The organism is Enterobacter sp. ECC-249 (assembly GCF_043965265.1).
Taxonomy (GTDB): Bacteria; Pseudomonadota; Gammaproteobacteria; order Enterobacterales; family Enterobacteriaceae; genus Enterobacter; species Enterobacter quasiroggenkampii.
In genome coordinates this window covers 296048-318943 of sequence record NZ_CP143660.1, presented here as the reverse complement: position 1 = coordinate 318943, position 22896 = coordinate 296048, and the positions used below count along the sequence as shown (strand labels likewise).

The following is a 22896-nucleotide window of genomic DNA, read 5'->3' as shown; positions in this document are numbered from 1 at the left end:
GGTTTTTCTTCCCAAGGACACCTTATGAAAACCTCACTCTTCAAAAGTCTTTATTTCCAGGTCCTGACAGCCATCGCCATCGGTATTCTGCTGGGTCACTATTACCCTGAACTGGGCGCGCAAATGAAACCGCTTGGCGACGCGTTCGTTAAGCTCATTAAAATGGTCATCGCTCCGGTGATCTTCTGTACGGTAGTCACGGGCATCGCTGGCATGGAAAGCATGAAGGCGGTAGGTCGTACCGGTGCAGTGGCGCTTCTCTATTTTGAAGTGGTCAGTACCCTTGCGCTGATTATCGGTCTGATCATCGTCAACGTGGTGCAGCCAGGCGCGGGGATGAACGTCGATCCGGCGACGCTGGATGCCAAAGCGGTTGCGGTCTATGCCGAGCAGGCGAAGGATCAGGGCGTGGTCGCTTTCCTGCTGGACGTCATTCCTGGCAGCGTCATTGGCGCGTTCGCCAGCGGAAATATCCTCCAGGTGCTGCTGTTTGCCGTGATGTTTGGCTTTGCCCTGCACCGTCTGGGCAGCAAAGGCCAACTTATCTTTAATGTGATCGAAAGCTTCTCGCAGGTCATCTTCGGCATCATCAATATGATCATGCGCCTGGCGCCCATCGGTGCCTTCGGTGCGATGGCCTTCACCATCGGTAAGTATGGCGTCGGTACGCTGGTCCAGCTGGGTCAGCTGATTATCTGCTTCTATATCACCTGTATTCTTTTCGTGGTGGTGGTGTTGGGCTCCATCGCCCGTGCGACCGGTTTCAGCATCTTCAAATTTATCCGTTACATCCGCGAAGAGCTGCTGATTGTTCTGGGAACCTCCTCGTCAGAATCGGCGCTGCCGCGTATGCTCGACAAGATGGAAAAGCTGGGGTGCCGTAAATCGGTGGTCGGGCTGGTGATCCCGACGGGCTACTCCTTCAACCTGGACGGCACCTCGATATACCTGACGATGGCGGCCGTATTTATCGCTCAGGCGACCAACAGCCATATGGATATTTTCCATCAGATTACCCTGCTGGTGGTGCTCCTGCTCTCCTCTAAAGGCGCGGCAGGCGTAACGGGCAGCGGCTTTATCGTGCTGGCAGCCACCATTTCTGCCGTGGGTCACCTACCGGTGGCGGGTCTGGCGTTGATTCTGGGTATTGACCGCTTCATGTCTGAGGCCCGTGCGTTAACCAACCTGGTGGGTAACGGCGTGGCAACGGTAGTGGTGGCGAAATGGGTGAAAGAGCTGGATCACAAAAAGCTCGACGATACTCTGAATAATCGTTCAACTGACAGCAAAAATCCTGGCTTATCCTCTTAATCTTGTCACAAATGCCCGTATTCCCTTGTGGGGATGCGGGCTCCTGCGCATAATAACTGTTCATACCTGTCATAATTCGACAAGATTTTTTTTGGGTATATTTCACTTCGGACCGTGACGTTTTGCCGAACGCGCGGTCTAATCGACGTGTTTTCATCGTCATCTTTAAGAGTGAAGCGCGTCGCGAGGCACTCTTTTTTAACCAGGAATGTTGATCAGGGGTTCACATGCAGGGCACAAAAATTCGACTCTTAACCGGCGGTTTGCTGATGATGGCAGCAGCCAGTTATGTGCAGGCAGATGCGCTCCAGCCAGACCCGGCCTGGCAACAAGGGACATTAGCGAACGGTTTTCAGTGGCAGGTTTTAGCCACGCCGCAACGTCCCAGTGACCGTATTGAAATCCGTCTGTCTGTTAATACCGGTTCCCTCACGGAAAGCACCCAGCAAACCGGTTTCAGCCATTTTATTCCCCGGCTGGCGCTCACGCAGAGCGGCAGCCTGCAAGCGGTTCAGGTGCGTTCGCTTTGGCAGCAGGCCATCGATCCAAAACGCCCACTCCCGCCGGCGGTGGTCTCGTATGACTACACCATGTTTAACCTGAGCCTGCCTAATAACCGTAACGACCTGCTTAAAGAAGCGCTTACGTATCTCTCTGATGCCTCTGGCAATCTGGCAATTACGCCGGACACCGTCAACTATGCGTTGAGCAACAGCGACATGGTGGCGACCTGGCCCGGGGATACCAAAGAGGGCTGGTGGCGTTACCGCCTGAAGGGCTCAACGTTACTGGGACATGACCCGGCCGAACCGCTGAAGCAGCCGGTGGACGCTGAACAGGTAAAATCGTTCTACCAGAAGTGGTACACCCCGGACGCGATGACGCTGATCGTGGTGGGTAACGTGGACAGCCGCGCGGTAGTGGAGCAGATCAACAAAGCGTTTGGCGATCTGAAAGGCAAGCGTGAAACGCCAGCCCCTGTCCCGACGCTCTCTCCGCTGCGTGCAGAGCCTGTCAGCATTATGACGGACACCGTGCGTCAGGATCGCCTCTCCGTTATGTGGGACAACGCCTGGCAGCCCATCCGTGAGTCCGCGGCGATGTTGCGCTACTGGCGTGCCGATCTGGCGCGTGAGGCGCTGTTCTGGCACGTTCAGCAGACGCTGAGCAAGAACAACGTGAAGAATATTGGTCTTGGCTTTGACTGCCGCGTGCTGTTCCAGCGTGCGCAGTGCGCCATCAACGTTGAATCGCCGGGCGATAAGCTGAATGCCAATCTGGGTGTGGTGGCGAAAGAGCTGGCAAAAGTGCGTAAAGAGGGGCTTTCCGAAGAGGAATTCAACGCGCTCGTGGCGCAGAAAAAACTCGAGCTGCAGAAGCTGTTTGCAACCTACGCTCGCGCCGATACCGACATTCTGATCAGCCAGCGTATTCGTTCCCTGCAGAATCAGGTGGTGGACATTGCACCGGAACAGTACCAGAAGCTTCGTCAGGACTTCCTGAGCGGTCTGACCGTCGATATGCTCAACCAGGAGCTCCGCCAGCAGCTGTCGCAGGAGATGGCGTTGATTCTCCTGCAACCGAAGGGCGAGCCGGAGTATGACATGAAGGAACTTCAGACGACCTGGGATTCCATTATGGCGACCGCGCCGCAGCCAGCGCAGGCCGTCTCGGCGGATGATTTACATCAAGACGCGACGGATATTCCGCAAGGGCAGTAATCCCCTCACCCCAAAGGGGAGAGGGTGTTCATAGTCCCCTCTCCCTGTGGGAGAGGGTTAGGGTGAGGGCATCAGCCCGCACCCTACTTAAACAGGCATCGCCTCGCGCGGAATAATCGCCCCGCGATACTGAATCACCGTGCTGGCCGTCAGGTGCCCGCGCTGTGCCGCCGCTTCCGGCGTTCCACCCGTCAGGCGTACCGCCAGATAGCCCGCGCTAAATGAATCACCCGCCGCCGTGGTATCAATCACTTTCTCTTTGGCAAGCTTCACCGCCGGAACGTCAACCAGCGCTTCACCCGCCACCGAGACCAGGCACGAATCCGCACCGCGCTTAATCACCACTTCGCTCACGCCTGCCGCCTGCGTGCGCGCAATCACGTCTTCTACCGGTTTCTCACCCCAAAGGGCGTCTTCATCGTCGAGCGTCAGGAAGGCGATGTCGGTGCACTGCAGCATCTGCTGATAGACCTGCTGCGTCTCTTCGCGGCTGGCCCACAGGCGCGGGCGGTAGTTGTTATCGAAAATGACTTTGCCGCCGTTAGCACGGCATTCGCGCAGCAGTGAGAGCAGCTTGTCTCGGCTGGCGGGGCTTAAAATCGCCAGGCTAATGCCGCTCAGATAGAGATAGTCAAATGTCGCCAGCTCTTCGCAGATGGCCGCGGCCGCGTCGCTCTCCAGCCAGAATTTAGCCGCGGCTTCGTTACGCCAGTAATAAAACGTGCGTTCGCCTGTACTGTCGGTTTCGATGTAATAAAGCCCCGGGAGGCGGTTTTCCATACGCTGAATCAGCGACGTTTCAACATGTTCACTCTGCCAGGCCTCCAGCATTTGCTGGCTGAAGCTGTCCGTGCCCAGGGCGGTAACGTAGTTCACGGTGAGCGCCTCAGGTGCGACCTGACGGGCAATATAAACCGACGTGTTTAACGTATCGCCACCAAATCCGCGGCTGACTTCCGCGCCTTTTTGTGACAGCTCAATCATGCATTCGCCAATCACGGCAATTTTTTTAGACATAATCGTGAACCTGAACAGAAGAATTAACAGCAGTGTGCGCTGAGTGAATTAACCGGTCAACTATATTAAAACAACGTTCCATTATTTTATTTGAGCCAGCGCGTGTTCCTGCGCATTTCTGTCATCTTAATTTCATTTTCCCGGTGAATTGAACATAAAGTTCTCAATTGTCGCGCCGATAATCCTGTGACGAGTCCAGAAAGGCTATCCCAACAACAGGACATCTGAAATGAAGTCAGAGCAGGTTATCCAGCGGCTGAGCACTACGCCTGAGGCAAGTATTGAGAACTTGCAGGAGCATCGCTACTGGCTGCAATGTGAGCGTGCGTACACCTATCAGCCGATCTACCGAACAGATGGTCGACTGATGGCCATCGAAATTTTGACCGTCGTTACGCACCCCTCAAACCCTACTCAGCGCATCGCGCCGGATCGCTATTTTGCTGAAGTTGCCGTTCGCCAGCGTCTGGACGTGCTGGAAGAGCAGCTTCGCATGCTGGCAACGAAGCACGCCTTTTTCGAACAGCACGATATCCTCGCCTCGGTGAACGTCGATGGCCCAACCCTGCTGGCGCTGCGCCAGAACGCGAAATTGCAGGAGCTGATCGCCACCCTGCCGTGGATGCGCTTTGAGCTGGTGGAGCATGTCCGTCTGCCGCAGGATTCCTCGTTTGCTTCGATATGCGAATACGGCCCGCTGTGGCTCGATGACTTTGGCACCGGCATGGCGAACTTCTCCGCCCTGAGTGAAGTGCGCTACGACTACATTAAAGTGGCCCGCGATCTGTTCATTATGCTGCGTCAGACCCCGGAAGGGCGGAACCTGTTTACGCTGTTATTACAGCTGATGAACCGCTATTGTCAGGGCGTGATTGTTGAAGGTGTGGAAACGCTGGAAGAGTGGCGTGATGTGCAAAGCTCTCCCGCAGCGGCGGCGCAAGGCTATTTCCTCTCCCGTCCGGTACCCATGGATCGCCTCGATAGCGTGATAACTACCCTCTGATAAGCCCGCTTCCCTTTGTCTGGACTATAGTTTTACAGGACAGGTCATCAGGAAAGGGGATAAAAATGACGAGAACAACCAGGGTAATCTCCTGGACAGCAGGGATTTTCTTGTTGTTGATCGTGGTCGTCGCCATCATTATTGCGACGTTTGACTGGAACCGTCTCAAGCCGACCATCAACCAGAAAGTCTCAACCGAACTGAATCGCCCCTTCGCCATACGCGGTGATTTAGGTGTGGTATGGGAGCGTCAGAAAGAGGAGCCCGGCTGGCGAAGCTGGATCCCCTGGCCACACGTCCATGCTGACGACATCATTCTCGGTAACCCGCCGGATATCCCGGACGTCACAATGATCCACCTGCCGCGCGTTGAAGCCACGCTGGCTCCGCTCGCGCTCTTCACCAAAACGGTCTATCTGCCGTGGATCAAACTTCAACAGCCCGACGCGCGCCTGATCCGCCTCTCAGAAAAAAATAACAACTGGACGTTTAACCTTGCCAGCGACGGCGAAAAGGATCCGAATGCCCAGCCTTCGTCATGGTCATTCCGTCTCGACAATATTCTCTTCGATCGCGGGCGGATCGCCATCGACGACAAAGTCAGCAAGGCCGACGTGGAGATCCTGGTCGATCCGCTGGGCAAGCCGCTGCCGTTTAGCGAGGTTACCGGGACGAAAGCGAAAGGCGACGCGGCAAGCGTGGGCGACTATGTCTTCGGCCTGACGGCAAAAGGACGCTACAACGACCAGCCGCTCAGCGGTAAAGGGAAAATCGGCGGCATGCTGGCGCTCCGGAGCGAAGGCACGCCGTTCCCGGTGCAGGCGGACTTCCGTTCCGGTAACACCCGCGTGGCGTTCGTGGGCACGGTCAACGACCCGATGAACATGGGCGGCGTCGACCTTCAGCTTAAATTTGCCGGCGATTCGCTGGGCGAGCTGTATGAACTGACCGGCGTGCTGCTGCCGGATACCCCACCGTTCGAAACGGACGGGCATCTGGTCGCCAAAATCGATACCGAAAAAGCGTCCGTTTTTGACTACAGGGATTTCAACGGCCGCATCGGCGACAGCGACATCCACGGCACGCTGACCTACACCACCGGAAAACCGCGTCCGAAGCTGGAAGGGGACGTTGAGTCCCGTCAGCTGCGTCTGGCCGATCTTGGTCCGTTGATTGGCGTGGATTCGGGCAAAGGCACAAAGTCCAAAGAGGTCAAAAAAGACGTTCAGCCTGCGGGTAAAGTATTGCCTTACGATCGTTTCGAAACCGATAAATGGAACGTGATGGATGCGGATGTGCGCTTCAAAGGCGGGAAAATTGAACATGGCAGTACGCTGCCGATCAGCAATCTTTCGACCCATATCCTCCTCAAAAACGCCGACCTGCGCCTGCAGCCGCTTAAGTTCGGCATGGCGGGCGGGACGATTTCCTCAAATATTCACCTGGAAGGCGATAAGAAGCCGATGCAGGGGCGGGCGGAGATCCAGGCGCGTCGATTGAAGCTGAAAGAGCTAATGCCGAACGTAGAGCTGATGCAGAAAACCCTCGGTGAAATGAACGGTGATGCCGACATTCGCGGCGTGGGGAACTCCGTGGCGGCGCTGCTGGGCAGCGGTAATGGTAACCTGAAGCTGCTGATGAACGACGGGCTGGTGAGTCGCAACCTGATGGAGATCCTGGGGCTGAACGTCGGTAACTACGTCATCGGGCAAATCTTCGGTGATGACGAGGTGCGGGTGAACTGCGCGGCGGCCAATCTGGATCTGGTGAACGGCGTGGCGCGCCCGCAGATTTTTGCCTTCGATACGGAAAACGCGGTGATTAACGTGACCGGTACCGCCAGCATGGCCTCGGAGCAGCTTGATCTGACGATTGATCCGGAAAGTAAGGGGATCCGCATTATCACGCTGCGCTCGCCGCTGTACGTGCGCGGGACCTTCAAAAATCCGCAGGCGGGCGTGAAGCCGGGACCGCTGATTGCGCGCGGCGCGGTCGCAGCCGCGCTTGCGACGCTGGTCACTCCAGCCGCAGCGCTGCTGGCCTTGATTTCGCCGTCAGAAGGCGAGGCGAATCAGTGCCGGACTATTTTGTCGCAGATGAAGAAGTAAGGTGCGGCCTGTTATTGCCGGGTGGCGCTGCGCTTACCCGGCCTACATTTGAATCGTAGGCCGGGTAAGGCGTAGCCGCCACCCGGCATTAGCTTACAGAGCCTGATGTTTCGTCTCGTGCGTCAGCAGCAGCGCAATCAGCGTCAGCGCCGCCATGGCTGCCAGATAGACGCCCACATAGAACAGGCCATAGTTTGCCTGCAGCCAGGTAGCGATATACGGCGCAACGGAGGCACCCAGAATAGACGAGACGTTATACGAGAACGACGCGCCGGTATAACGCACTTCAGTCGGGAACAGCTCTGGCAGCAGCGCACCCATCGGGCCGAAGGTCAGCCCCATCAGGCTCAGGCCAATCAGCAGATAGGCCATCACCAGCGCCGGGCTACCGGAACCCAGCAGCGGCGGGAAGACGAACAGGGCAAACAGGATGATCAGCGTGGTGATGGTAATCATGCTTGCACGACGACCGAACTTATCCGCCAGCAGGCCGGCAATCGGAACCATCACGCCAAACCCGATCACCGCCATCATCAGCATCCACAGCACTTCGTTACGCGGCATGCCCAGCCCAACCGGCGCGGCGGCGGTACTGAAGGTCATGGAGTAAACGGTCATGATGTAGAACAGCGTGTAGGTGGCTAGCATGATAAACGTGCCCAGCACGGTCACGCGGACGTGTTTGGTCAGCAGCGTGCCCAGCGGGACTTTCACCTGTTTGTTCGCTGCGGCCACTTTCGCGAAAACTGGGGTCTCATGCAGAGAAACGCGCACGTACAGGCCAATCAGCACCAGCACGGCTGAGAAGATAAACGGGATACGCCAGCCCCAGCTCATGAACTGTTCATCCGTCAGCAGCCAGGAGAGCAGCAGGAACGTTCCGTTGGCAAAGAAGAAGCCAATCGGTGCGCCAAGCTGCGGGAATGACCCGTACAGAGCGCGCTTGCGCGCCGGGGCGTTCTCGGTGGCCAGCAGCGCAGCTCCACCCCATTCACCACCCAGGCCCAGACCCTGACCAAAGCGCGCCAGCGCCAGCAGGACCGGCGCCAGAATGCCGATGGTCTCATACGTAGGCAGCAGGCCGATAGCCACGGTGGAGATCCCCATCGTCAGCAGCGAGGCCACAAGCGTCACTTTACGTCCGATGCGATCGCCAAAGTGCCCAAACAGCGCGGAGCCAATCGGACGCGCAACAAACGCGATAGCGAAGGTCGCCAGGGACTGCAGCGTGGCTGCCGTCGGATCGCCCTGCGGGAAGAAAATGTGCGGGAAGACGATGACCGCGGCGGTGGCGTAAATATAAAAGTCGAAGAACTCGATGGCGGTGCCAATCAGCGAGGCGACGACGACTTTATTGCGCGAATTTACCGGAACGTTTTCCGTTTCAGAGTCGAGTGTGGTGGCGGTTGCTTGCATAATATTTTCTTATTTTTGTCGAACGAAAGGCCATATTACGCACAGCAAAAGCGACATTTCAATCTGTAACAAAGCCGCTGGCTGGTTATAAAATCAACAAAAAGCGGATAATGTTCAGGCCAGCCAAAACACGTCTATGAAATGCTTCACAGATTTTAAATATTAGTCAATAAAACTGGTTTTCGGTTAAATAAAAGTTACGGACTGGATTTATATGCTGAAATGAACAATCGGGCTGAAATTTCAGCCCGGGAGTGACTTTACCGATGCGTTTTTCCCGGCATTCGCGGGTCGTCTTTGTACTCGGCGGTGGCAATCCACGCCGCGCAGAACAGGGTTAAACGCGCGAAGAAGTAGAAAAACGCCATCAGCCCCAGCACCGAGCCAAACGCCGCGCCGGACGGGGATTTCACCAGTGACGGCAGCGTGTAGGTCATCACGATTTTAATCACTTCAAAGCCGATTGCCGCAATCAACGTGCCGCGGATCAGCGCCTTCTTGCGCGGACGATGGCGGGGCAAGCGCCAGAAGATCCAGAAGAACAGCAGGTAGTTGGCGAAGATGGAAATCGCCAGCCCAATGCCGCGCCAGGCGGGCTTCAGCCATTCGATGTAATCAAGATAGAGCGCGGAGATAATCATCTGCTGCGCCGAGCCCGCCACGGAGGTAATGGAAAGCGTCACGATGAGCGCGACGAGCAGGCCAATCAGCGAAACAAAATCGCGGAGATACTTAACCCAGATTTTCTCCTGGTCCTGCGGCTTACGCTCCCAGACGTCGCGCGACTGGGCGCGGATGGCCTCGCGAAGGTTGCCCATCCAGTTAACGCCGGAGTATAGGGCAATCAGCAAACCGACGATGCCGACGGTAGTACGCTGCTGAACGGCGGTATTGATGGTGCTTTTGAGCGTGCTGGCAAGGGTCGGGTCACTGACGTTATTCAGGATCTTATTGAAGATATCCTGCAACAGCGTCGGGTGTGAGGCGAGCACAAAACCGGCCGCCGCAAACGAGACCATCAGGATTGGGATCATCGACAGGAAGGAGAAATAGGTGATGGCGGCACCAAACTGGTTCCCCATGCGATCATTAAAACGCTCGGTCGCGCGTATCAGATGCGCAACCATGGGAAACTGCTGAATTCTCGCGGCGATGCCGGTGACAGTCCCCAGCGCTTTGCTGGCGGTGCCTGGCGTTTTGGCCTCTTCGGGCCCGGTTTCCATCTTTTTGACGGGCTCATACTCTAAATCTTGGGTGGGTCGTTGCGGGTTGTTTTCCGGCGTCACGCGCATTTTCCTTTTCGTTGAGCTGGATATGTTTTTGAATTATAGCTTGCGACTAGTCCACGTAAGCTTTTGTGAGTTCAGTTAGCCACTCCATGAACAGATGGACCCGGCGGGAGAGGTTGCGGCGATGGGGATAAATCAGGGAGACAGGCATCGGTTCGGCCCGGTATTGCGGGAGGATTTCAATCAGTTTCTTCGCGCGCAGTAAATCGCGCACCCCAACGCGCGGCACCTGAATAATGCCCAGCCCGGCGAGACAGGCAGCCTGGTAAGTTTCCGTGCTGTTGACGGTTAACACCCCGCCCGTTTTTATCCACTGCGTCGCACTGCCGTTATAAAACTCAAAGCCCTGCGGGCGGGTTCCCAGCATTGCGGCGTAGTGGATGACGGCATGTGAGCCTAAATCGTCCAGGGTTTCCGGATAGCCAAATCGCGCCAGATAATCCGGACTGGCGCAGTTAATCACCGACAGCTTGCCCAGCGGACGGGCAATCAGCCCTGAATCCTTCAGCGTTCCGACGCGAACGACGCAATCAAACCCTTCGCGGATCACATCCACCAGGCGATCGCTGCTGCTGAGCTCCAGTTCAATGCCCGGATAGTGCTGCAGAAAAGCAGGCAGTTTAGGGATGACTAAATTTCGAGCAACGCTGACGGGCATATCCACGCGGAGACGGCCGCTGATGCTTGAGGGATCGTGCTGAAACATACCGTCGAGTTCATCAAGGTTTGCCAGCAGATCTTTCGCCCGTTCGTAATAGACCATGCCGTCCTGCGTCAGGCTGACGCGGCGCGTGGTGCGGTGCAATAGCTGGGTGCCAATCCGATTCTCCAGGGCCTGAATTTGTCGCGAGACGCTGCCTTTCGGCAGGGTTAATGTTTCGGCCGCGCGGGAAAAACTCTCCAGTTCCGCGACGCGGACGAATAACTGCATTGCGTGAATTTTATCCATAGCGAAAGCTCATTGTTGTCGCTGTTGAAACAGTGAAGCGCTTTAACCCATCTTTATTGATTTTCTATCACCTAATAAGCTCTTTCTCAATCTCCTTAACAGCCAAAACGAGGTTTATGATGAGTGAACGTATCGCATTAGTGACGGGTGGTAGCCGTGGCTTGGGTAAAAACGCTGCATTAAAGCTGGCGGCAGACGGCACGGGAATTATCCTGACATACAACCGTAGCCAGCAGGAAGCGCTGGATGTTGTGCATGAAATTCAGCAAAAAGGCGTCAACGCAGCGGCATTACAGCTCAACGTCGGGGATATCTCGGGTTTTGATCATTTTGCCCAACAGCTTCAGGAAACCCTTAGTACCGTCTGGCAGCGTGAAACCTTTGACTATTTATTGAACAATGCCGGAACGGGTTTATATGCGCCCTATGCCGACACGACGGAAGCCCAGTTTGATGAAGCGCTGAACATTCATTTCAAAGGACCTTTCTTCCTGACCCAGCGCCTGCTGCCGCTGCTTAACGACGGCGGACGTATCCTCAACGTCTCCAGCGGGCTGGCCCGCTTTACCCAGCCGGGCTCAGGGACCTACGCGGCCATGAAGGGGGCGATGGAAGTGCTGACGCGTTATCAGGCGAAAGAGCTGGGCGCGCGCGGAATTTCCGTCAATATCATTGCGCCGGGCGCGATAGAAACTGACTTTGGCGGTGGACGCGTGCGCGACAACGCGGAGTTGAATCAGATGCTGGCATCGCAGACGGCGCTGGGACGGGTGGGACTGCCGGACGATATTGGCGATGCCATTGCGGCACTGCTCAGCGATAAGCTGGGCTGGATGAATGCGCAACGTATTGAAGTGTCTGGCGGAATGTTCCTGTAATGCACGCGCGTAAGGGGAAGGAACCCCTTATTATGAATGTGTCTGCATACCGACAGTGATTAAAGAACGCATGCAGCCATAGCCGATAACCCATTTTCATCAGGATATTTCTCCAGAGAAAGATCCTGATGTTTTTTTATTAACGCAATGGCCGCAGAAAATATTTTCCGCGAATGACGTTTGATATTCGTTTCCTCTTAATAGCGACACTGTAGAGGAAACGACGTCCGGGAAATATCTGCTAAAAAGGCGTTGGTCAGGAATTATTATTCAGGTATTCCTGCTGCAATAAACCAAATAGCCAGTCATTTTGCCAGCGCCCTGCAAGGTAATAGCTCTCGCGTAATTCACCTTCCAGGCGAAAGCGGGCTTTTTCCAGCAGGCGTTTTGACGCGACATTCCCCGCGGTGACGGTGGCGGTGAGTCGCCGTATACCGCCCTCATGAAAAGCGTAATCGCAAAGCGCTTTCAGAGATTCAAAACCGTAACCTTTCCCCTGCGCCTCGGGTGCGAAAAGGAAGCCCACTTCGGCGCAGTCCTCCTCCCGATGAATATACCCGGTAACGCCCAGCGGGGCCTGCGAGGCGGTGTCACGTACGACGAGACAAAGCCAGTGCGCGCTGCCCGGTGCCCATTGCGTCAGGCGCGAATCAAACGCCTCTCGGATTGCCGCGACGGGGCGGTCTTCCGCCACAAAGCGCATAACGTCCGGGTGCTGCTGGAGCGCCAGAAAAAAGGGCCAGTCTTGCTCCTGCAGGGGTGAACAGGTAAGGCGAGAGGTAATTAAAACCGGCATTCAGATTCTCCTGAAACATTTTAAATCATTTTAGGGTTGTCACTTTATTTCAACAGAAAGTCAGGTATGGTTAACCGCGTATAAATAAAAAGAAAAAAGGGCGTCTCGTGCCCATTCCGGATGTCTTCGTTGTCGCTTAAGGAAAACAATGAGTCTCAGCACATCACATCATATTCGCGAACAGTTCGAACACTGTCTGGCGGTCATTCGCCATGCGTCGGTTGAAATTTTACTCCTTCTGAATGTACATGCTTCTGAGGGCAAAGATCCACGCTGGTTCCTGGAACAACTCGACAGCGCGCGATTAGCGCTGGGCGGCTGGGGAGCCGTTGCGAAAAAACTCAACCTGAATGATGCCGAGATGTCGGAATTTACGCTCCAGCTGCGCCTGCTACAGCAGCGCGTTCCGCAGTATGAAAGCGGACAGGATGTGAGTGAAAACCAGCTTATTGCGGCGATGCGGTTTGTGACCGCGCTGGAACACCTTCGCCTGCAGCAGCCGCTGTTGACCTATAGCACCGATCTGGCACCGGGAAGCGAACTCCAGCAGCAGCAGGCGCACAAGCAGGTGCGCGCGATCGAGCTGATGATTAAAGGGCTCATCCAGCAGGCCTGGCCCGATCAGGTGCGGCTGAACAACCATCTTAAGACCCTGTTTAACGCCGATCGCGTTCGGCGCTGGCTGAAGCTTGGCGAAATCAACGATGTCCTGAGCGGCATGATGTTCAGTGAACTGGCGCAGATGCTGGTGGATAAAAAAGAGTTCAGCCGCTATTACGCTTCGCTGTTCAGCGACCCGTCCATGCTGACGCTGCTGGTTGAACCGCGCAAAACGCTGCAAACCTTTCTCGATGACATTCGGCAAATCCGCAACAGCATCACCGTTCAGAAAACGTTAAGCTCGGCGCAAATTCAGCTGCTTGATAACTACTATGCGCAGATCGCGCGGCCCGTTCAGCGCGCGTTTGAAGAGGGGAGAACGCGCGTCAATCCCGCGGGATTTATGGCGGTAGATGCCAGCGAACTGCATACCTTCTGGGAAAAGGCGCAGAAAATGGATCGGGTCACCGGCGGGGATCTGTTTGAAGTCCGTGACACCATTGAAAAGCCGACCCAGCGCGCGCCGCGCACCCCCGAACAACGCGAGCAGCTCATTTCCGGTGCGCTATGGGGGGCGGTTGGCGTCATGGTGATTGCCATCGTAGCGGGGGGATTCTGGCTGGTGACCAGCAGCAAACCGCAGCCTGCAACTGCCAGCGCGGCTGAAGCGGCTCCTCCGCAGGAAATGCGCGAGACCCCTTCTTCGCGCGAAACGCTCACGCGCATGGGGGTCACGTGGGACGAGAATAATTTCCGCTCGGCCATTAACCGCAACGATACCCGCGTGACCCTGCTATTTTTGCAGGGCGGTATGGACTGGAAGCTGTCCTGGACCGAAGAGGCGATGTCGGCAGGCTATGACGACGTGCTGGAGCTGATGTTACGCTACCGGCAGAACATGGTGGAAGAGAAGCCGTGTCGCCGCTTCATCAACACGCTCAGCCACGCCATGTCGAACGGCGAGTCTCTGACCTCGGTACGTAAAGAGTATCTCAAAGCTTTCTGCACCGTGCCTGCGGTGGTGAAACGCCAGCAGCACGATCTCGACATGGCTACACGTCGCGCGCAGTCTCAGCCGGATGCCGCCACCAAAAAATGGCAGTCCATTCAGAGCGCCATTTATGAGGTGATCCGCTAACATTTTCCCCTCACCCTAACCCTCTCCCCAAAGGGGAGAGGGGACTGCGCGGTGCGGTCTTTTCCCCCTCGCCCCTTTGGGGAGAGGGCAGGGTGAGGGGTGAGGGCACCAGACCGCACCCCACTTAAGGTTCCCCATACAACCCGATCAGCCGCCGCACCACGCCGTTTGTCCAGCCAAAACCATCCTGCAGCGGATACTCACCCCCGCCACCTTCTCGCGGCGTGCTGCTGGCGATGTGGTATTTCTCAATCAGCTTGTGGTGCGTCTTGTAGAAATGGTTCACCGTATGCAGCCAGCTCCAGGCGATCTCATCGCCCAGCGAATCGTTGCCGTACTGCTTGAACCCCTGAATCGCCATCCACTGCAGCGGCGCCCAGCCGTTGGGTTTATCCCACTGCTCGCTGGTTTCGTACTCGGTCGCCAGAATACCGCCCGGCGTGAGCAGTCGCGCCTTGACCGCATCCGACAGGCGCTCGGCCTGCTCGTGGGTCGCCATGCCAACGTACAGCGGCACAATGCTGGCGGCAGAAAACAGCGCCAGCTCTTCGCGTCGCCAGTCGTAATCGCGGTAACAGCCGCTCTCCTCGTCCCACAGGTAGCGGTTCACCGCCTCGCGGCGATCGCTGGCTTTCTGGCGGAACAGGTCGGCCGTCTCTTTGTCCCCTTTCGACGCCGAGATGTTGGCAATGGCGCTTTCCAGCTTGAACAGGAAGGCGTTCAGGTCGATGGGGATAAACTGCGTCGTGCGGATGCTGGCGAGCCGCGACGGATCGCGCAGCCAGCGGGACGAGTAATCCCAGCCGGACGCCGCACCCGCGCGCAGGTCGCGATAGACCTCGTTTGGCGGACGGCCCGAGTGGCGCGCGGTTTCCACGTCCTCAATCCACGATTCGTCGCGCGGGGTATCGCGGTCATCCCAGTAGCGGTTGAGCAGTGAACCGTCCGGCATACGCACGGCGCTGCGGTAAGCCTGGTTTAGCAGCAGCGACTCCGCGCCGTCCATCCAGAAGGCATATTCCATTTTGAGGTGATCCAGATAGCGTTTCGCACCGCGCACGCCGTCCTCCTCGAACAGTTCCACCATCAGGGCAAAGACCGGCGGCTGGGAGCGGCTGAGATAATAGGTGCGGTTACCGTTGGGGATATGCCCGTAGCGTTCAATCAGCCAGGCGAAGTTGTCCGCCATACACTTGAGCAGATCGTTACGACCGCTCTCCGCCAGCCCCAGCATGGAGAAATAAGAATCCCAGTAGTAAGTCTCGCTGAATCGCCCGCCGGGTACGATATAGGCCTGTGGCAGCGCCAGCAGGGAAGACCAGGGAATATGATCCTGCGGCTCGCGCGTCAGCACCGGCCACAGGTTATCAATATGCTCTTTCAGGGAGAGTCCCGGGTCGGAGACATATTCTGTGCCGTACGTTTCCGGCATCCAGAAGTGATTCTCCACAAACTGGCGCAGGTCGAAATCCCGGTGGCGTCTGACCTTGCGGTAGCGGATCAGGATATCCAGCGGATCCATCTTCGGCGCGCAGTCGGGGAAGGTTTTGCTGTCCGCAAACAGCCGCGTCGACTGAACATGCTCGAACAGTTCAAGATAGCGGTCTGCGGGCGTCAATGCATCGGAGGCGGGTAGCCCCTCGATCATTTCGGGTTCCGGCTCCGCCTCAATCATTTCATCCAGTTTCAACTCGCAGGGATCGGTCTCGTAGCGCAGCTCTTCTGCAATCTCGAACTCGATGTTCTCGGTAGCCTGTAGTTTCTGGTTGAACATGGTGATAGGGACCTCCGGTTGTGTGTTCAAAAGACAGGTTTATCCGGGCGTCTTATAAGCGTAGACATTCGCTTCGGTAGATGGGGAGGAATATGTGCGGTAGATCACTATTTTCGGAGCATTCGTTTTGCAACGATTTATGTATGTTAACAGTAGCCTCTTCAAAAGAGGCTACTGAACAAGAGGCGAGTTTCCCGGATCAAAGGCCTTGTTTTAGCCGCTTAGCAATCGGTTCAAATTCCTCGGTAGAATGGCGCTTGAGCGTATCGGGTGCGTTATCCTCGATGGCTTTCCAGTAGGCCCACGGCACCGGTTTTTTCCCCAGCTCATAGTCCATGGCGTCCCAGGCATCTTCACGAAAAGCATAAAATGCCCAGTGTGCATGATGTTTGTCGAGGACGGTCAGGACATCATTAAGCCACTGCCTGCAGCCCTGCAGCGTGCGAACGCAGCCAAACTCTCCCGCGACAATCCGGTTTGCCGGAATACCGTGCTGTTTCGCCCAGTCAAAGGGCGCGTCCATCCATTTCGCTATGGCCGTTGCGTCCCATTTCACCTTTTTACCGCCGAACGTGACCATGCCAGGATAGTCGAACGGCACCTTACGGCGTGCATTTGGCGCGCTGGTGAAATCATAGGGCTCGTACATGTGGAAGCTGTATAGCACCCGCTTATCCTCAAGCGCGGATGGCCAGCCAGAAAAACCGCGCGCGGAGGCGTACCAGCCTCCATCGACCATAATCGGTGTGGTGGCATCAACCTCGCGGATGGCGGCAATAATCTGATTGTAGAGTGCGGGGAGGTTACGCGCCGTGCTTTGCTGCTGCTGATACCAGGTTTTTAACGCCTCTGGCGACGCCTGCTCGCTAATGTTGCCTCCTTTTTCAGGCGCGGGTTCATTGACCAGGTTCCAGGCCGCAATGCCCGGTTCGTCCTTCAGGGCCAGGGCCAAATCACGCCAGAACCGAGCGGCTTCCTGCCAGTATTTTTTGTCCTGCCAGATGCGGTCATCAAACTGGTTATTGTTATTTTGCGCCCAGCGCATGCCGGGTAAAGAGAGTGGGGCAATGACAACCTGTAGCCCGGCCGCGCGTGCTTTCCTGATGGAAGCTTTGAGCGTCGCGAGGTCTGTGGCCTCGAGCCCACGGTAGCCGTCGGCGTTGCCGAGAAGAAAATCTCTCCCGGCAGGTTTCCATTTGTCATAAGAGAGGCGAACCCACGTCGCGCCATAGCCACGCAGCGCGTCATAGTATTCCTGCGTGGGCGGCAGGCGGTTAAAGCTGTTTCCACCGTGCTGAGGGGTATCCCAGAAGGTGATTTGATCAGATGAGGAGGCAGCAAAGCAAAAAAGAAGCAGGGTCAACCCAATAAGCGCTTTCATCTCAATTCCTTTTTAGCGTGGTGATGATTTTATATTCACTGGGATGATGAAGCTTTGTCTTTAAATTATCGAGCCATATAAAAAAACTGGCCCGCGAAGGCCAGTTTTTATGACGTGCTTTCCTGCGAAAAGCCCTTAACGCATGGTCACAAACTCTTCCGCCGCCGTTGGGTGGATTGCCACGGTATTATCAAAGTCTTTCTTCGTGGCGCCCATCTTCAGCGCCACGGCGAAGCCCTGCAGGATCTCATCCATGCCGAAACCGATGCCGTGAATACCGACAATCTTCTCGTCCGGACCGACGCAGACCAGCTTCATGCGGCACGGCTGACGGTGCGAGGTGACGGCGGTATACATCGCGGTGAAGGCCGATTTATACACTTTCACCTGGTCGTCGCCATACTTCTCGCGCGCCTGCGGCTCCGTTAAGCCGACGGTGCCGATTGGCGGGTGGCTGAAGACCACGGTCGGGATGTTACTGTAGTCCAGATGCTCGTCCGGCTTGTTGTTAAACAGGCGCTCGGAGAGACGACGACCTGCCGCAACGGCTACAGGGGTCAGCTCAACCGCTCCGGTATTATCACCGACAGCGTAAATGCCCGGTACGCTGGTATTCTGGAATTTATCGACGACGATGTAGCCCTTTTCGTCGGTTTTCACGCCCGTCACGCCCAGGTTGAAGTTATCGTTAGCCGGTTCACGGCCAATCGCCCAGATCAGGCAGTCGACGGTCTGGCTGCGGCCATCTTCCAGTTCCAGGGTCAGGCTGCCGTCTGCATTTTTCACGACCGCTTTTGGCACGGCGTTGGTGTGCAGGGTTGGGCCTTCGGTGTTCATCACTTCAACCAGCGTATCGACGATCAGCGGGTCAAAGCTGCGCAGCGGCGCGTGTTTACGCACGAACAGGTGTGCTTCTGCACCCAAACCGTTAATCACGCCGGCCAGCTCAACCGCGATGTACCCCGCGCCAACAACGGCAACGCGTTTTGGCAGGGCTGGCAGCTCGAAGAAGCCGTCGGAGTCGATGCCGTATTCCACGCCCGGGATGTTCGGGTGGCTCGGACGACCGCCGGTGGCGATCAGGATGTGATCGGCGGTGATCGTCTCGCCGTTCACTTCGATCGTTTTCGCGTCCACAAAGCGGGCGAAGCCGTGGATAACGTCGACGTTATTTTTGCCCAGCACGTTGTCGTACGAGGTGTGAATGCGGTCGATGTAGGCGGTACGGCTGGCGATCAGCTTGTCCCAGTCAAAGTTATTGATGGTGGTGTCAAAGCCGTAGTCCGGGCCATACATATGGATAGCTTCACGGATCTGCGCCGCATGCCACATCACCTTCTTCGGTACACAACCCACGTTCACGCAGGTGCCGCCCAGCGCTTTGGCTTCAATCAGCGCGCACTTCTGGCCGTACATGGCCGCGCGGTTGATGGAGGCGATGCCGCCGCTGCCGCCGCCGATTGCGATGTAGTCATAATGCTTAGTCATAGCTTTTGTCCTTAATCGTGAATTGCCGCGATTGTATACCTGAAATCAATAGTTTCCACCGATGGCTGCGATTACTCCGGCACGATCCAACTGACGGTGGCGTGGCCTGTACCCGCAGGCACCAGCGTTTTGTGCAGCCACGGCAGCACGTTGTTCATTTGCGCTTCGAGCTTCCACGGCGGGTTGATTACAATCATGCCGGATGCTGTCATGCCGCGCTGATCGCTGTCCGGACGTACCGCCAGCTCGATCTGCAGAATTTTGCGGATACCCGTGGCTTCCAGGTCTTTGATCATGCGCTTGATTTGCGCGCGCAGCACCACCGGGTACCACAGGGCATAGGTGCCGGTAGCAAAGCGTTTGTAGCCTTCGTGGATGCCGGTTACCACTGCCTGATAGTCGGTTTTGATTTCGTACGGCGGGTCGATCAGCACCAGACCGCGACGGGAAACCGGCGGCAGCTTGGCTTTCAGCTGCTGGTAGCCGTCGGCTTTTTCCACGCGGGCGCGGCTGTCTTTCTGAAATTCAGAACGCAGCAGCGGGAAGTCGCTCGGATGCAATTCGGTCAACTGGAGGCTGTCCTGCTCGCGCAGCAGCTGGCGTGCAATCAGCGGCGAGCCCGGGTAGTAGCGCAGCTGGCCGTTGCGGTTGAAGTGATTCACCACGCCGATATACGGCTCCAGCTCCGCAGGCAGGTCGTCCTGCTGCCAGATGCGGGCAATCCCTTCCAGATATTCACCGGTACGCTCGGCATGCTCGCCGCTCAGCTGATAACGGCCCGCGCCCGCGTGGGTGTCCAGATAGAGAAACGGCTTCTCTTTCTCTTTGAGCGACTCGATGATCAGGCTCTGAACGGTGTGTTTAAGGACGTCGGCGTGGTTGCCTGCGTGGAAGCTGTGGCGATAACTGAGCATGGGTAATGATATTCCGCTGAATTGACGATTTGCCACAGTTTACAGCAGAACGGCAAAGATTACCCGTAGGCCCGGCAAGCGCAGCGCCACCGGGCTCTTTTCGACAACGTCCGGCATTGAAATCCTCTACACTTAACCCCATTCTAGATCCCATATGCACAGCGCCGGATGCGCGCTTCATTCACCTATTTCAACAGGACAGCGTTTATGACCAATCCATTACTGACGCCTTTTTCGTTGCCGCCGTTTTCTAAAATCCTCCCCGAGCATGTGGTTCCAGCCGTTACGCAATCGCTGGACAACTGCCGCGCGGCGGTAGAAAGCGTGGTAGCGCAGGGCGGGCCGTACACCTGGGAAAATCTGTGTCAGCCGCTGGCCGAAGTGGACGACGTGCTGGGGCGCATCTTCTCCCCGGTAAGCCACCTGAACTCGGTAAAAAACAGCCCGGAGCTGCGTGAAGCCTACGAGCAAACCCTGCCGCTGCTCTCTGAGTACAGCACCTGGGTCGGCCAGCACGAAGGGCTCTACAAAGCCTACCGCGACCTGCGCGACGGCGACCATTATGCCGAACTGAACACGGCGCAGAAAAAATCGGTCGATAACGCCCTGCGTGATTTTGAGCTGTCCGGGATTGGCCTGCCAAAAGAGAAACAGACCCGCTACGGTGAAATCGCCGCGCGCCTGTCCGAGCTCGGCAACCAGTACAGCAACAACGTGCTGGACGCCACCATGGGCTGGACGAAGCTGATTACCAACGAAGCGGAGCTGGCAGGCATGCCGGAAAGCGCTCTGGCGGCGGCAAAAGCGCAGGCCGAGGCGAAAGAGCAGGAAGGCTTCCTGTTGACGCTGGATATCCCGAGCTATCTGCCGGTGATGACCTACTGCGACAACCAGGCGCTTCGCGAAGAGATGTACCGCGCCTACAGCACCCGCGCCTCCGATCAGGGGCCGAATGCCGGTAAGTGGGACAACAGCCCGGTCATGGCGGAGATCCTCGCCCTGCGCCACGAGCTGGCCCAGCTGCTGGGCTTTGAAAACTATGCTGATAAATCCCTCGCCACCAAAATGGCGGAAAATCCGCAGCAGGTGCTCGACTTCCTGACCGATCTGGCGAAACGCGCCCGTCCGCAGGGTGAAAAAGAGCTGGCCCAGCTGCGCGCCTTCGCGAAAGCGGAGTTCGGTGTGGACGAGCTGCAGCCGTGGGACATTGCTTACTACAGCGAAAAACAGAAGCAGCACCTCTACAGCATCAGCGACGAGCAGCTGCGCCCGTACTTCCCGGAAAACAAAGCCGTTAACGGCCTGTTCGAAGTGGTGAAGCGCATCTACGGCATCACCGCCAAAGAGCGTACCGATATCGACGTCTGGCATCCGGACGTGCGCTTCTTCGAACTGTATGACGAGAAAAACGAACTGCGCGGCAGCTTCTACCTCGATCTCTACGCGCGTGAGAACAAGCGCGGCGGGGCGTGGATGGACGACTGCGTGGGCCAGATGCGTAAAGCAGACGGTTCTCTGCAGAAGCCGGTCGCCTACCTGACCTGTAACTTCAACCGTCCGGTAAACGGCAAACCTGCGCTCTTTACTCACGATGAAGTGATCACCCTGTTCCACGAGTTCGGACACGGTCTGCACCATATGCTGACCCGCATCGAAACCGCAGGCGTGGCAGGCATCAGCGGTGTGCCGTGGGATGCGGTCGAACTGCCGAGCCAGTTTATGGAAAACTGGTGCTGGGAGCCGGACGCGCTGGCGTTTATCTCCGGTCACTACGAGACCGGCGAACCGCTGCCGAAAGAGCTGCTGGATAAAATGCTGGCAGCGAAGAACTACCAGGCGGCGATGTTTATCCTGCGTCAGCTGGAGTTCGGCCTGTTCGATTTCCGCCTGCACGCCGAGTTCAGCCCGGAGCAGGGCGCGAAAATTCTTGAAACCCTGGCCGAGATTAAAAAGCAGGTCGCCGTGATCCCTGGGCCAACCTGGGGCCGCTTCCCGCACGCGTTCAGCCACATTTTTGCAGGCGGCTACGCGGCGGGTTACTACAGCTACCTGTGGGCCGACGTGCTGGCGGCGGATGCCTTCTCTCGTTTCGAAGAAGAGGGGATCTTCAACCGCGAAACTGGCCAGTCGTTCCTCGATAACATCCTGACCCGCGGCGGTTCCGAGGAGCCAATGGTGCTGTTCAAACGCTTCCGCGGTCGCGAGCCGCAGCTGGATGCGATGCTTGAGCATTACGGGATCAAAGGCTGATTGTTACGTGAAGATCTGCTTAGTAGATGAAACGGGCGCCGGAGACGGCGCCTTATCTGTTCTGGCCGCCCGCTGGGGGCTGGAGCACGATGAAGAAAACCCGATGGCGCTGGTGATGACGACAGCGCATCTGGAGTTACGCAAGCGCGACGAACCGAAGCTCGGCGGGATTTTCGTCGATTTTGTCGGTGGGGCGATGGCGCACCGGCGCAAGTTCGGCGGCGGTCGCGGCGAGGCGGTAGCTAAAGCGGTCGGCATCAAAGGGAGCTACCTCCCGGACGTGGTCGATGCCACCGCGGGGCTGGGGCGCGATGCCTTTGTGCTGGCGTCTGTTGGCTGTCGGGTGCGGATGCTTGAACGTAATCCGGTGGTGGCGGCCCTGCTCGACGACGGTCTGACTCGTGGCTACGCGGACCCGGAAATCGGCGCGTGGTTGCAGGAACGGTTGCAGCTGATCCACGCCTCGAGCCTGACGGCGCTGACCGATATCACCCCGCGCCCGCAGGTGGTCTATCTCGACCCGATGTTCCCGCACAAGCAGAAAAGCGCGCTGGTGAAGAAAGAGATGCGGGTGTTTCAGTCGCTGGTGGGGCCTGATTTGGACGCGGATGGCCTGCTTGAGCCGGCTCGTCAGCTGGCGACGAAGCGGGTGGTGGTGAAACGCCCTGACTACGCGCCTCCCCTGGCGGACGTGGCGACGACTAACGCGGTGACCACCAAAGGGCATCGGTTTGACATTTATCCGGGGACGCCGGAATAGTGCGGGCTGATGCCATCACCCTAACCCTCTCCCTGTGGGAGAGGGAACAAATATTAAAAACGGCAACTATGTTGCCGTTTTGCTTTTACCTTGTAGGCCCGGT

17 protein-coding genes and 1 pseudogene are annotated in these 22896 nt (G+C 57.0%); 8 read left to right on the top strand and 10 right to left on the bottom strand.

Features of this window, described 5'->3' with window-relative positions; all coding sequences use genetic code 11:
• Nucleotides 1-24: 24 nt before the first annotated feature.
• Both V1587_RS01625 and V1587_RS01620 read left to right on the top strand, forming a co-directional pair.
• Entirely contained in the window at nucleotides 25-1311 is a 1287-nt protein-coding gene (locus V1587_RS01625) for a dicarboxylate/amino acid:cation symporter (RefSeq protein ID WP_045909063.1), read from the top strand.
• Nucleotides 1312-1538: 227 nt separating this feature from the next.
• Nucleotides 1539-3032, top strand: coding sequence for a M16 family metallopeptidase (locus tag V1587_RS01620; protein ID WP_371898961.1), 1494 nt, complete (start codon nucleotides 1539-1541; stop codon nucleotides 3030-3032).
• An 87-nt stretch (nucleotides 3033-3119) separates the two neighbouring features.
• On the opposite strand, the gene V1587_RS01615 is transcribed toward V1587_RS01620, so the two are convergent.
• Nucleotides 3120-4049 (bottom strand): sugar kinase, encoded by a 930-nt coding sequence (locus V1587_RS01615; RefSeq protein ID WP_371898962.1) that lies wholly within the window; start codon nucleotides 4047-4049, stop codon nucleotides 3120-3122.
• Nucleotides 4050-4278: 229 nt separating this feature from the next.
• Between V1587_RS01615 and pdeH the strand changes: the two genes are divergently transcribed.
• Nucleotides 4279-5052, top strand: coding sequence for a cyclic-guanylate-specific phosphodiesterase (pdeH, locus tag V1587_RS01610; RefSeq protein ID WP_371898963.1), 774 nt, complete (start codon nucleotides 4279-4281; stop codon nucleotides 5050-5052).
• 65 nt (nucleotides 5053-5117) lie between these two features.
• Complete coding sequence (locus V1587_RS01605) at nucleotides 5118-7160, top strand: AsmA family protein (RefSeq protein WP_371898964.1); 2043 nt, start codon at nucleotides 5118-5120, stop codon at nucleotides 7158-7160.
• A 93-nt stretch (nucleotides 7161-7253) separates the two neighbouring features.
• Here the strand turns inward: V1587_RS01605 and V1587_RS01600 are convergent, their stop codons facing one another.
• The 3 genes from V1587_RS01600 to V1587_RS01590 form a co-directional block, all read right to left on the bottom strand.
• Nucleotides 7254-8576 (bottom strand): MFS transporter, encoded by a 1323-nt coding sequence (locus V1587_RS01600; protein ID WP_371898965.1) that lies wholly within the window; start codon nucleotides 8574-8576, stop codon nucleotides 7254-7256.
• A 260-nt stretch (nucleotides 8577-8836) separates the two neighbouring features.
• Nucleotides 8837-9862, bottom strand: coding sequence for an inner membrane protein YhjD (gene yhjD / locus V1587_RS01595; RefSeq protein ID WP_371898966.1), 1026 nt, complete (start codon nucleotides 9860-9862; stop codon nucleotides 8837-8839).
• A gap of 52 nt (nucleotides 9863-9914) precedes the next feature.
• A complete protein-coding gene (locus V1587_RS01590) occupies nucleotides 9915-10814 on the bottom strand; it encodes a LysR family transcriptional regulator (protein ID WP_371898967.1) in 900 nt (299 codons plus the stop codon).
• A gap of 119 nt (nucleotides 10815-10933) precedes the next feature.
• Here V1587_RS01590 and V1587_RS01585 point away from each other — a divergent pair, with 119 nt between their 5' ends.
• Complete coding sequence (locus V1587_RS01585; RefSeq protein WP_371899044.1) at nucleotides 10934-11692, top strand: SDR family NAD(P)-dependent oxidoreductase; 759 nt, start codon at nucleotides 10934-10936, stop codon at nucleotides 11690-11692.
• A gap of 86 nt (nucleotides 11693-11778) precedes the next feature.
• Here V1587_RS01585 and V1587_RS01580 read toward each other — a convergent pair.
• Both V1587_RS01580 and V1587_RS01575 read right to left on the bottom strand, forming a co-directional pair.
• A pseudogene (locus tag V1587_RS01580) lies at nucleotides 11779-11877 on the bottom strand (lysozyme); the annotation flags it as partial.
• Nucleotides 11878-11948: 71 nt separating this feature from the next.
• Nucleotides 11949-12488 carry a GNAT family N-acetyltransferase gene (locus V1587_RS01575; RefSeq protein WP_371898968.1) on the bottom strand — a complete coding sequence of 180 codons (540 nt, stop codon included), beginning with the start codon at nucleotides 12486-12488 and terminating at the stop codon, nucleotides 11949-11951.
• A gap of 148 nt (nucleotides 12489-12636) precedes the next feature.
• On the opposite strand from V1587_RS01575, the gene V1587_RS01570 reads away from it, so the two are divergent.
• On the top strand, nucleotides 12637-14226 hold the full coding sequence (locus tag V1587_RS01570; RefSeq protein WP_371898969.1) for an STY4199 family HEPN domain-containing protein: 1590 nt from the start codon (nucleotides 12637-12639) through the stop codon (nucleotides 14224-14226).
• Nucleotides 14227-14350: 124 nt separating this feature from the next.
• Here the strand turns inward: V1587_RS01570 and V1587_RS01565 are convergent, their stop codons facing one another.
• The 4 genes from V1587_RS01565 to V1587_RS01550 all read right to left on the bottom strand — a co-directional run bounded on the left by V1587_RS01565 (nucleotide 14351) and on the right by V1587_RS01550 (nucleotide 19783).
• Complete coding sequence (locus tag V1587_RS01565) at nucleotides 14351-16000, bottom strand: alpha,alpha-trehalase (protein ID WP_371898970.1); 1650 nt, start codon at nucleotides 15998-16000, stop codon at nucleotides 14351-14353.
• A gap of 199 nt (nucleotides 16001-16199) precedes the next feature.
• Nucleotides 16200-17381, bottom strand: a complete 1182-nt coding sequence (locus tag V1587_RS01560; RefSeq protein ID WP_371898971.1) for a glycoside hydrolase family 5 protein — start codon at nucleotides 17379-17381, stop codon at nucleotides 16200-16202.
• A gap of 135 nt (nucleotides 17382-17516) precedes the next feature.
• Entirely contained in the window at nucleotides 17517-18869 is a 1353-nt protein-coding gene (gorA, locus tag V1587_RS01555) for a glutathione-disulfide reductase (RefSeq protein WP_371898972.1), read from the bottom strand.
• 71 nt (nucleotides 18870-18940) lie between these two features.
• Complete coding sequence (locus V1587_RS01550; RefSeq protein ID WP_032640380.1) at nucleotides 18941-19783, bottom strand: 23S rRNA (adenine(2030)-N(6))-methyltransferase RlmJ; 843 nt, start codon at nucleotides 19781-19783, stop codon at nucleotides 18941-18943.
• 207 nt (nucleotides 19784-19990) lie between these two features.
• Here V1587_RS01550 and prlC point away from each other — a divergent pair, with 207 nt between their 5' ends.
• On the top strand, nucleotides 19991-22033 hold the full coding sequence (prlC, locus tag V1587_RS01545; RefSeq protein WP_371898973.1) for an oligopeptidase A: 2043 nt from the start codon (nucleotides 19991-19993) through the stop codon (nucleotides 22031-22033).
• A gap of 7 nt (nucleotides 22034-22040) precedes the next feature.
• A complete protein-coding gene (gene rsmJ / locus V1587_RS01540) occupies nucleotides 22041-22793 on the top strand; it encodes a 16S rRNA (guanine(1516)-N(2))-methyltransferase RsmJ (RefSeq protein WP_371898974.1) in 753 nt (250 codons plus the stop codon).
• Nucleotides 22794-22896: the final 103 nt, after the last annotated feature.